Here is a 10,311-nt window from a genome sequence, read left to right as displayed (position 1 = left end):
AGAATACTGTTTCTTTAATTCTGGAAGTTCTTTGATGGTTTCATATTTATTCAAATAGTCCCCTTTCCAATTATTTGAGGAAAGTTGACCATTCTGCTTCATTTCTTCTGTGATAGACCAGTAGGCATCTTTTTCTTTCTGTTTACCAAGAAAGAGATTAAAGACAAATCTTGAACAACCGATCGTCTTATGGATGAGTTCCATTTGTTTCTGATTAGGGTATAAGCGAAATCTAAAGGCTTTGTGGATGAACATGGTTGAACACCTCCTTCACCATTTACCTTATTATACCATATACAAAATCAAGGGTACAAACATTAGTTCCCTTTTTTGTGAAATAGTCACTAATCAGAAGGCGATTCATCCCCTCCCTACTCATCAGGCTATCACCCTTCACATTCCTTGAGGAAGGGGTATTCTCGCCTATTTTTTCGATAAAAGTTGTTGTTTTCTATCAATCGCTCTTCTTTGTTTAATTGTTCTTCCCTCGGACATAGAAAAAAGCGCCTCCTAGCGTATCAGTAAAATACGTCAGGAAGCGCTTTATATAAAGTGGATATAGGTTTCGCAATAGATTAAAAACGTAATCCCCATCGCCTAACTTTTCGTTCAATGACCGAAGTTAAAACCTTAACAATTCTCTGGTGTTCCCGTATTTGTCGCCGTTCTAAACGATGACCCGCAGCCACAAGACGCGATGGCATTTGGATTATCAATGGTAAATCCTCCGCCCATCATCGATTGTTTATAATCAATTGTTGTTCCATTTAAAATAGGAGCATCCTCCTCACTAACGAGAATTTTAATATCAAACTGTTCTAATTGTTGATCCTTCTCGCCTGCCTCTTGTTCAAATGCCATTCCATAGGATAGACCGCTGCAACCGCCACCTTTTACAGCTACTCGTAAGAAAGAACCTTCCTCGCCATTATGTTTCATCATTTCTTTTATTTGAAAAGCTGCCGCTTCCGTAATATTAACAACATCGCTCACAATAAAGCCCTCCCTCTCTAAAATTCAGTAAGTCAATTCAAACTACTACTAGTATATACTAAAAAATTTCTCATGCTCAATTTTCCTGCCTGAAAAAGATGTAAATCCTTTTATTTCTCATGAGCCTTTTCTCACAAATTAAGCTATAATTAAGCCAATAACACATCCATATAACCAGAACTTATATACTATAGGAAGGATGATATTCATGGGGGAAATACCACCGCTATTTGACACAAGTATAGATTGTCTTCTTTGTAAACAACCAGCCACTACGAAAAAAATTCGTTCTCGTTTTATTAAAGTATCTGAATATGATACGGATTTTTGTCCAAAATATGCGGAAGGTACAACTAATGGACTATTCTATAATATACATGTTTGTCCTAAATGTGGCTTTGCATTTTCAAAAGAATTCTCTAAATATTTCGCTCCTGGTACAAAAGAAGAAATTTTAGAGAAAATTTGCTCTCATTGGGTGCCTCATTCCTTTTCTGGTGAACGCACCATTAATGATGCCATTCAAACGTATAAATTAGCTTGTTATAGTGCCATCTTAAAAAAAGAAAAGCATATTACCATTGCCGGACTTTATTTACGAACGGCTTGGCTTTACCGTCTGAAGCAAAATGAAGAACAAGAACATCGCTTTATGAGATTGGCACGTCATGAATATGAGGAATCCTTTTCTATCGGGGACTATAATGGGACTCAAGTGTCTGAAGTACGTATTTTATACTTAGCCGGGGAGTTATCTAGACGGATAGGAGAGCTGCAGGCTGCTACAAAATATTTTTCCATGGTTCTTGAAAAGCGAAAATCAGCTGTTGAAACGTCCATCATTCAAATGGCACGCGATCGCTGGGCAGACATTAAAGGGGAATTGCCCGCACACTAATGCTTATATAAACACTGCAAACTGAAAAGGGTTTGCAGTGTTTAATTGATTTAAAACATTGGATGTTCATCTAAATATTGATATATATTGGCCACAAGCTCTTCTATAGAGCTTGCAGTAACGACTTCACCATTAACAAGAGCAAAAAGATTGCTTGAACAAATCCCGCAATAACTTAAACAGTCATATTCAACAATGTCTAAATTGGGGTCTTTTTCTAATTGTTCCATTGCTTTATATGCACCGCTCGCTAAATTGCTAACACAAAATTCGATAATTGGTTTCATCCAGTCTCACCTCATTTATTGGAGCTAAATATTCATATATGTTTCACTTTAAACATGTTTTCAATGTTATTCAAAAAATAACCTATATTTTTTCTATATATCGTCAATATTTAACGATAAAAACAGTTGATTTTCATAATACAGTTGTGATTTTTACACATTTTCGTTATACTTTTGTGGGGATTAAAACTATCTTTAAACATAATTTTTATTTTTTAGCACCATGTTTTGGGGATTTTTATAGTAGTATACCTACTTTTACAAGTAAATGAAATAACAATTTTTGCAGATTAAACAAAGGGGATTTTTACATGAAGAATTTAGTCATACTCGGTGGCGGGTATGGTGGAATGCGCATGCTTCAAAGATTGCTGCCTAATCAGCTGCCTGAAAATGTTCGCATTACACTTATTGACCGCAATCCATATCACTGTATTAAAACAGAATATTATGCGCTAGCGGCAGGAACAATTTCCGATCACCATATTCGTGTTGCATTTCCTGAGCATCCACGCTTACAAAATGTATATGGTGAAGTATTATCCATTGATATGGACAAAAAACAAGTCATCTTAGAAGATCAAGAGCCTGTAGATTATGATGATTTAGTCATCGGGCTTGGCTGCGAAGATAAATACCACGGTATTCCAGGAGCAAATCTGCACACATTCAGTATTCAAACCATCGATAAATCTCGTAAAACCTATCAAGCACTGAATAATTTAGGGGCTGGTGCAACAGTTTCCATCATTGGTGGAGGACTTAGCGGGGTTGAATTAGCAAGTGAATTAATTGAAAGCCGTGCTGATTTAAAAATAAGATTATTTGACCGTGGACCGCATATTTTATCCGCTTTTCCAGAACGTTTAAGCGTATTTGTAGAATCTTGGTTTGCTAAAAATAATATTGAAGTTGTTCACCATTCTAATATTACAAAAGTTGAACCAAACACTTTATACAATGGTGAAGAAGCTGTTCATAGTGATGTTATCGTTTGGACAGCTGGTATCCAACCTAGCAAAATTATTAGAGATATGGATATCGAAAAAGATGGACAAGGCAGAGCCGTATTAACGCCACAACACTTCTTACCAAACAACGACAGTGTATTCGTTGTAGGAGACTGTGCAAGCTTGCCATTTGCTCCAAGTGCTCAATTAGCGGAAGCACAAGCAGAACAAATTGTTCAAGTTCTTGTAAAAAAATGGGCAAACGAACCACTTCCAGAAAGCTTCCCTCCTATGAAATTAAAAGGAACTCTTGGTTCATTAGGGAAAAAACAAGGCTTCGGCTTAGTTGGTAATCGTGCCATCACAGGAAGATTTGCTCGATTAATTAAATCTGGTATCCTGTGGGCTTATAAATACCATAACAATTAATACTTAAATATAGATTGAAAAGTTTTGAAGCAGGATGCTTCAAAACTTTTTTTACAGAGATTAGACAGTTTCTTGCTTATACCCGCATTGAATCATTTTATCGACGACCGTTTTCAAACGCACATTTCCTTCTGCTATAATTTCATCGTCAATTAATACAAGTGGATAGAACAAATCTTCTTCGATCATCTTTAACGAAAACTCCCTTTCTTTCGTAGAAGCTGGCGGATGATGAATATCAATGTAAGTAATGGAGAATGGCTGATTAGGAAATTTTCGTTGTAACGCTGCTTCAAGCCATTCACAGGTATCTTTTGAAGACGGTAAATTTACACAACTCGCACAAATTTGTTCAGCACCATATACTTGGATGTCGATAGATCTTTGTTCCATATAAACCTCCATTTTTCTGATTGGAATTATTAGTATTGTATCTCTTTTTTATATATAAAGATAGATTATTTTTCCGCTAAGTTCTAATTGGATTTTTTATAACCTTCGCATTATAATATGATTAGGAAAGGAGTCGATGGCAATGACTGAACAAACAATGGAAAGTCAAGTTCAAGAAGTACTTGATAAACTTCGTCCGTTTCTTCTTCGCGATGGCGGTGACTGTGAACTTGTCGATGTAGAAGATGGAATTGTTAAATTACGTTTGCTTGGAGCTTGCGGTAGCTGCCCAAGTTCAACGATTACATTAAAAGCAGGAATTGAACGTGCACTTCTTGAAGAAGTTCCTGGTGTTATTGAAGTTGAACAAGTATTCTAATTGTTATAAAAGCTAATGCTGATTTTCTTCATGTTGTATGGATATACATACACTTGAAGAAAATCAGCTTTTTTATTAGCTCTATCTTAAACAAAGAAACGAGCAAGATGAACATATCCCCCTGCTCGTTTCTTCTTATAGAAAACTTAACTCTTCCTTATCTGCTTCTGATAAAATCATTGTTTGGCTTCCTTTGTTATCAATCAGAAGTTCCTTAATAACGAAATCCGGGAATTTATTGGATAATTTTTCTTGCACTTGCTCCGCTTGCGCTTCAGGAACCAGACAAAGGACGGTTGGACCTGCACCGCTTAACGCTGTACCATAAGCTCCATTTTGAGCAGCTATTTCCTCAATTTGAGCCAAATGTGGCACTAGTGGAGCGCGGTATGGTTGATGAAAACGATCTCTCTGCATCATTTGACCAACAAGTTTCCAATTATCCGAAACAATTGCTGCGAGCAGCATATTGGCAGCTGCACTTCCTTCAATCGCTTCCTTATAGGCTAATGTCTTTGGTAACACGCTTCTTGAATCTTCTGTTAGAAGTTCAAAATTTGGAATCGCTACAATCACTTTGACACCTTTGATTGGAAACGATACAACATCGGTTTGCTCTTCCGTATGCAGGCCGACAACAAGCCCGCCATAAACAGAAGCTCCGCCATTATCCGGATGGCCTTCAAAAAGTGAAGCATGTCGGCCTTTTTCATCATCCGTTAAGTGTAATTCTGCGACTAAATTAGCTAATTCAATACCAGCGACAATCGCCGATGCACTGCTTCCTAATCCACGTGCCAGTGGAATTTCGCTTGAAACAAACAGGCGACATGGCGCTAACTCTTTTCCATAGAAGGCTGCTGTTTTTTCTGCGATTTGAACAATATAATTGCTTTCATCTTTCGGAAAAGCAGCCATTTCCTCCGTTAGTGGAACAACTTCCCATCTATCTGATAAAGATCCATGTATCTCCAAATACAATCCTAGAGCAAGCCCTATGGAATCAAAGCCTGGGCCCAGATTTGCCGTACTTGCTGGTACACGGATTAAAAACATTTCGGACTCTTGACTCATACTTGTTTCACACCTTGCAGATGTTCTAAGATGACTTTTTCATCCATTGGCAGTAATGTTGGTGTAATTGTGCTTGTATCCACCGCTACATTCGGATCTTTTAAACCGTTTCCTGTTAACACAGCAACGATTTTACTGCCTTTTTTAATTTCACCGCTTTTTAGTTGTTTAATGATTCCTGCGATACTTGCACAAGAAGCAGGTTCAGCAAATACCCCTTCACTTCTTGCTAGTAATACATAGGCTTCTAAAATTTCTTCATCTGTTACTTCATCAATTTTTCCGTTAGATTCTTTCGCCGCTTCAACAGCAAATTTCCAGCTTGCTGGATTTCCGATACGAATCGCTGTCGCTACTGTTTCAGGATTTTCAAACACACGGTCGTGAACAATCGCAGCTGCTCCCGCCGCTTCAAATCCTCTCATTTCTGGAAGACCTGTTTGCTTATGATCATTGTATTCTTTAAACCCTTTCCAATACGCAGTAATATTTCCTGCATTTCCAACTGGAAGAGCTAAAATATCTGGTGCTGCCCCTAACACATCACAAATTTCAAATGCTGCTGTTTTTTGCCCTTCAATACGATAAGGGTTTACAGAGTTTACAAGCGCAATGGGAGATGTCTCACTAATGTTACGAACGATTTGAAGTGCCTGATCGAAGTTTCCTTCAATCGATACAATTTCTGCACCATACATAACCGCTTGAGCTAGTTTCCCCATTGCAATTTTCCCTTCTGGAATCACGACGATACAGCGAATATTAGCGCGAGCTGCATAAGCGGCTGCAGCTGCTGATGTATTCCCTGTAGATGCACAAATAATTGTATCTGCACCTTCTTCAATCGCTTTCGCCACAGCAAATACCATTCCACGGTCCTTAAATGATCCTGTCGGGTTTAATCCTTCATATTTTACATATAGTTCAACCCCGAACTGTTCAGATAAATTGTTGCATTTAATTAATGATGTATTTCCTTCTAATAACGATAATTCAGGGGTATTTTCCGTCACCGGTAAAAACTCTTTATATTCCTTGATTAAACCTTGCCAGCTCATTTCGTATTCTCTCCTTCAACACGGTACGTACTTTTAATTTCCTTAACCATCTCATAGTCATTTAACTTTTGTTGAATTTGTTCAAATGCTGCCATAGAAGCCGTATGTGTCACTAACACAATTTCAGACGCACCTTTATCATCAATTGGAAGCTGAAGAATTTTATCAAATCCAACACCATACTCAGCAAATAGATTTGTAATCCTTGCAAGCACACCTACTTCATCTTTTACATGCAAGCGAATAAAGAATTTAGCTTGAATTTCCTCTGGCCCTTTTAATGCCTTTGGATATTGAGGCGCAATAGCACTGCGACCATTAACACCGAGTCTCATATTCTTCAAAGCAACGACTAAGTCCGAGACAACAGCTGTTGCGGTTGGCAAGCTACCTGCTCCTGGGCCATAGAACATTGTCTCTCCTACTGCTTCTCCGTATACATATACTGCATTATATTCATTATTAACAGAAGCTAGCGGATGCGTTTCAGGTAATAGTGAAGGTTGGACACTCACTTCGACTTTATCGCCTGATCTTGATGCAACACCAATCAACTTCATTGTATAGCCAAGCTTTTTGCTATATGCTAAATCTTCCTCAGAAATCTTTGTGATTCCTTCAACAGATACATCTTCTAAACCGACGTTCATCGAAAAACCTAGCGTTGCTAGAATTGCCATTTTACGTGCTGCATCTAACCCTTCTACATCCGCTGTCGGATCAGACTCAGCAAAACCAAGCTCTTGAGCTTCTTTTAATACATCTTCATAGGCGCTGCCGTCTTTACTCATTTTCGTTAAAATAAAGTTTGTAGTACCGTTCACAATCCCCATCAGTTTTGTAATGCGATCTGAGGATAATCCATCCACAAGTCCACGTAGAATTGGAATTCCACCAGCTACACTTGCCTCATAAAATAAATCGCAGCCATTTTCAGTCGCAACCGCTAATAATTCAGGACCATATAAAGCCATTAAATCTTTATTTGCCGTAATAACTTGTTTTTTATTTTTTAATGCTTGTAATAAGTATTCACGCGTTTTTTCAATACCGCCCATTACTTCGATGACTACATCAACCTCTGGGTTGTAAATAACATCTTCTGGGTTATCTGTTAGCATATTGCGATCGATATGAACCGCACGCTCTTTCGTTAGATCATTCACTAAAATTTTCTTTATTTGAATAGGGCATCCAATTTGATGCATTAATTTGTCTTGATGACTTTCAATAATTTGGACAACTCCTGAACCTACCGTACCTAGTCCTAATAAACCGATTGAGATAGCTTTCATTTCGGTTCCCCCTAACCACTGTTTATCTGAAGAAAACATTTGTTTTTTTATAGTAGACATTATATGATTTTTATTCATAATTATCAATAGTTAGAAAATACAGATTTGCATACAATTTGTTTCAATCCCTTGTTAGAGTAAGCTTCAAAAAAATATATCTTTTTTGGAACAATAGAAGAATATGCATAAAAGAATCGTTTCCTTTTGCCTATGACTTCTTACTCTCTTATAAGGTTTCTATTGTATCCATAATAATATGAGGGTGCTTACTTGGATTTAGCCAATTTAATAAGCGTAAAACATTTTTCTCTGATGTTGCTACACAGCCTGCTGTAACTCCATTTTCCCCTCGCCAAATATGAAGAAAGATTGCACTCCCTTTTCCTTTCACAATGGGGTTAACATTGTAATTAATAACAACCCCGTATTTATATAACGAGTGATTCATTCTTTCAAAAGACTTCCACTTCTTAGTTGGGACGCCTTTATATGTAATCCATTTGTTATAATCCTTGGATGTGACATCATCAACCCAATAATCATACTTCGTTGTTTTTTTATAAGTTAGCTTCATTCCCGATGGCTTTGCTTGGCTGCCAAATGCTGTTCCAAATGAATACATTCCAATTGGTGATTTGCCATCGCCTTCTTTTTTATTCGTAGTAAAGCCTTTTTTTCCTACTATGCCCTTCATTTCGGTTAATGCCCTGCGCCATTCTCCTTTTCGTTGCTCAAACGCTTGAATGGTTACCTTCGTGGACTGAAGTTTTGGGCCAACTGCGGAAACAACTTGCTTTACATCTGGTTTAGCATCCGCTTGCACAAGTACCGCTCGTTCCTTAGCATTAAATACTTCACGCGCATCTTCTATCGCTAGGTAAACTATTTTTTTACTATAACAAATAGAATACCAATCCCCGCTGCGTTTCATAACCGAAAGCTTCTTATTCTTCGGATAAGTTTTAACCGTTTTACTTGCATGACTTGCCTTCGCCTTTAGCTCAGCATTTGTCTTTAACACTATCGAAAATTGCGGTTCTATACATTGATTGGAAGAGGCAGCTTGAGTTGGAACCACTATCATATGTAAAGTAAGCAAGCAGATAAGAACAGCAGCTACAAATTGTTTCATCTATCCACATCCTTTCAACTTTTTTAATTGTAGTACTATTCTAAAAATTCCTCTTCCTATCATAACATAGGAATACAAGGAGAAATCATTTTACACAAGGTTTTTTTATGGCAAAGGAGCAGCTAATCAAACGATTCTATCTAAACAGGGAGAAGCCAATGAGAGATAAGAAAAGCTCTAGACACCTAACCGTTCTTGTTGCCTTTGGAAACGATTAACGCTGATCTAGAGCAGATGATAAACCGTCAGCAAAAATAAGTCAAAATCAACAACGTTATTGAACAGAACCTAAAAAATGAATTCAACTAACTATCAGTAAGACATGAATTCTTCCAGCTGATGATACTTTCACTTTACAGCCAGCCCACTTCCGGTAACTGCATGTATTGCGCTGGAATTTCAGCTAGTTCATAAAAATGCTTTAAAAAATGCTCGTACTGCTGAGAGGATTTTGTAATGAGTGAAAGAGTGTCTTCTAATTCATTCGCTCTAGACTCTGTTGGGCTTGTAAAGTACTCTTCAACCGTTTCGTAATAATGAATCGGAAAAAGCATTCTAGCGTACAATAAACGGGCTGAGAAGCTGGATAAATGCTCTACGCTTTGATAGTCCTGAAAGAACTGCGTAAGTCCACGTTGGTATGTATGGATATTACGCCGATAATAATCTCTTGCCCATTCTGCCAAATCTCTTGTGGCATGATCAAATACCCAATCAAACGGATTTTTCATCCATCTCTCGTCGTTCCATGTGCTTTGTGTAAAGCGTTCATAACAAACTGTCCCACTGTCAATCGCATCTGGGTAATCGTCTATTTCTGTGTCGACTAAATATTGGACCGCATTTTCTCCTAACACCATATAATAAGGAAAAGTTTCAATAAATAACTGCTCAAACGCATTGTTCGGATGTGCTTGCAATTTATCGCTCCAAATTCTTTCTAATTGATCGATTCTAGCTTCCCATAACTGTTTCCATTGGCCAATTCGCGCACATTTTGTAATTTTCTCATCGATACTGCGTCCTTGTGCGTGAAAAATGCTTAACGCTCTCCCTGTCTTTTGATTTCGTCTTGGCTCAATTACTTCATTAGCAAGTAACACGAATAATTGATTGTCTGCCTCAGAAATATAGCTGCCGTGATTCGCCAAAACAAAAGCAGCGACGGATTGATCTCCTTGAATTCTTAAATGCTCCGACATTTTTTGCCTTTCCATAAGCTCATCTTGTTCAACTGTTTCAAGCGGAATAATGCTGTAAATGACATTACCTGAACGAAAGGAAGGGTAGCGATTATTCTTCTCTTCACGCTCAACAGAAATTCCATAATTTTGATAAATGATTTCTTCTATCATTCCAATCGCCGCCTTTACTAAAGTTTGAAAATCATCCAACCAAACTCGTACAATGCTTAAAAAAATGA

12 protein-coding genes are annotated in these 10,311 nt (G+C 37.7%); 3 read left to right on the top strand and 9 right to left on the bottom strand.

Annotation, left to right across the window (positions count from 1 at the left end; genetic code table 11):
- Nucleotides 1-255: helix-turn-helix domain-containing protein (locus tag ACE199_RS10240; RefSeq protein WP_375349658.1), on the bottom strand; the 255-nt coding region annotated here is incomplete at its 3' end.
- A gap of 375 nt (nucleotides 256-630) precedes the next feature.
- Nucleotides 631-993, bottom strand: a complete 363-nt coding sequence (locus tag ACE199_RS10235; protein ID WP_375349657.1) for a HesB/IscA family protein — start codon at nucleotides 991-993, stop codon at nucleotides 631-633.
- A 208-nt stretch (nucleotides 994-1,201) separates the two neighbouring features.
- Between ACE199_RS10235 and ACE199_RS10230 the strand changes: the two genes are divergently transcribed.
- Entirely contained in the window at nucleotides 1,202-1,891 is a 690-nt protein-coding gene (locus ACE199_RS10230) for a DUF2225 domain-containing protein (RefSeq protein ID WP_375349656.1), read from the top strand.
- 50 nt (nucleotides 1,892-1,941) lie between these two features.
- Here ACE199_RS10230 and ACE199_RS10225 read toward each other — a convergent pair whose 3' ends face one another.
- Complete coding sequence (locus tag ACE199_RS10225; protein WP_375349655.1) at nucleotides 1,942-2,178, bottom strand: YuzB family protein; 237 nt, start codon at nucleotides 2,176-2,178, stop codon at nucleotides 1,942-1,944.
- A 311-nt stretch (nucleotides 2,179-2,489) separates the two neighbouring features.
- Between ACE199_RS10225 and ACE199_RS10220 the strand changes: the two genes are divergently transcribed.
- Complete coding sequence (locus tag ACE199_RS10220; RefSeq protein WP_375349654.1) at nucleotides 2,490-3,557, top strand: NAD(P)/FAD-dependent oxidoreductase; 1,068 nt, start codon at nucleotides 2,490-2,492, stop codon at nucleotides 3,555-3,557.
- A gap of 60 nt (nucleotides 3,558-3,617) precedes the next feature.
- On the opposite strand, the gene ACE199_RS10215 is transcribed toward ACE199_RS10220, so the two are convergent.
- The gene (locus tag ACE199_RS10215) at nucleotides 3,618-3,950 is read right to left on the bottom strand and encodes a YuzD family protein (RefSeq protein ID WP_375349653.1); all 333 of its coding nucleotides are present in this window, start codon (nucleotides 3,948-3,950) and stop codon (nucleotides 3,618-3,620) included.
- Nucleotides 3,951-4,086: 136 nt separating this feature from the next.
- On the opposite strand from ACE199_RS10215, the gene ACE199_RS10210 reads away from it, so the two are divergent.
- Nucleotides 4,087-4,329, top strand: coding sequence for a NifU family protein (locus tag ACE199_RS10210; protein WP_252282673.1), 243 nt, complete (start codon nucleotides 4,087-4,089; stop codon nucleotides 4,327-4,329).
- A 135-nt stretch (nucleotides 4,330-4,464) separates the two neighbouring features.
- Here ACE199_RS10210 and thrB read toward each other — a convergent pair whose 3' ends face one another.
- The 5 genes from thrB to yutH form a co-directional block, all read right to left on the bottom strand.
- A complete protein-coding gene (gene thrB, locus ACE199_RS10205) occupies nucleotides 4,465-5,403 on the bottom strand; it encodes a homoserine kinase (protein ID WP_375349652.1) in 939 nt (312 codons plus the stop codon).
- Complete coding sequence (gene thrC, locus ACE199_RS10200) at nucleotides 5,400-6,461, bottom strand: threonine synthase (protein ID WP_252291627.1); 1,062 nt, start codon at nucleotides 6,459-6,461, stop codon at nucleotides 5,400-5,402. The genes thrB and thrC overlap by 4 nt, the downstream gene beginning before the upstream one ends.
- Entirely contained in the window at nucleotides 6,458-7,756 is a 1,299-nt protein-coding gene (locus tag ACE199_RS10195) for a homoserine dehydrogenase (RefSeq protein ID WP_375349651.1), read from the bottom strand. Before ACE199_RS10195 ends, thrC begins: the two co-directional genes overlap by 4 nt.
- A gap of 226 nt (nucleotides 7,757-7,982) precedes the next feature.
- Nucleotides 7,983-8,888, bottom strand: a complete 906-nt coding sequence (locus ACE199_RS10190) for a L,D-transpeptidase family protein (protein WP_375349650.1) — start codon at nucleotides 8,886-8,888, stop codon at nucleotides 7,983-7,985.
- A gap of 353 nt (nucleotides 8,889-9,241) precedes the next feature.
- Nucleotides 9,242-10,282: a spore coat putative kinase YutH gene (gene yutH / locus ACE199_RS10185; RefSeq protein ID WP_375349649.1), complete on the bottom strand. Its 1,041-nt coding sequence runs from the start codon at nucleotides 10,280-10,282 to the stop codon at nucleotides 9,242-9,244.
- Between the last annotated feature and the right edge of the window lie 29 nt (nucleotides 10,283-10,311).

The sequence above is a fragment of the Peribacillus sp. Hz7 genome (genome assembly GCF_042136355.1).
GTDB lineage: Bacteria > Bacillota > Bacilli > Bacillales > DSM-1321 > Peribacillus > Peribacillus asahii_A.
This window is presented reverse-complemented; position numbering and strand designations above follow the sequence as displayed.

Excerpts from the sequence above, each read along its gene's own strand:
- ACE199_RS10230 (WP_375349656.1), top strand. The coding sequence starts at position 1,202 with ATGGGGGAAATACCACCGCTATTTGACACAAGTATAGATTGTCTTCTT.
- ACE199_RS10225 (WP_375349655.1), bottom strand. The coding sequence starts at position 2,178 with ATGAAACCAATTATCGAATTTTGTGTTAGCAATTTAGCGAGCGGTGCA.
- ACE199_RS10220 (WP_375349654.1), top strand. The coding sequence starts at position 2,490 with ATGAAGAATTTAGTCATACTCGGTGGCGGGTATGGTGGAATGCGCATG.
- ACE199_RS10215 (WP_375349653.1), bottom strand. The coding sequence starts at position 3,950 with ATGGAACAAAGATCTATCGACATCCAAGTATATGGTGCTGAACAAATT.
- ACE199_RS10210 (WP_252282673.1), top strand. The coding sequence starts at position 4,087 with ATGGCAATGACTGAACAAACAATGGAAAGTCAAGTTCAAGAAGTACTT.
- thrB (WP_375349652.1), bottom strand. The coding sequence starts at position 5,403 with ATGAGTCAAGAGTCCGAAATGTTTTTAATCCGTGTACCAGCAAGTACG.
- thrC (WP_252291627.1), bottom strand. The coding sequence starts at position 6,461 with ATGAGCTGGCAAGGTTTAATCAAGGAATATAAAGAGTTTTTACCGGTG.
- ACE199_RS10195 (WP_375349651.1), bottom strand. The coding sequence starts at position 7,756 with ATGAAAGCTATCTCAATCGGTTTATTAGGACTAGGTACGGTAGGTTCA.
- ACE199_RS10190 (WP_375349650.1), bottom strand. The coding sequence starts at position 8,888 with ATGAAACAATTTGTAGCTGCTGTTCTTATCTGCTTGCTTACTTTACAT.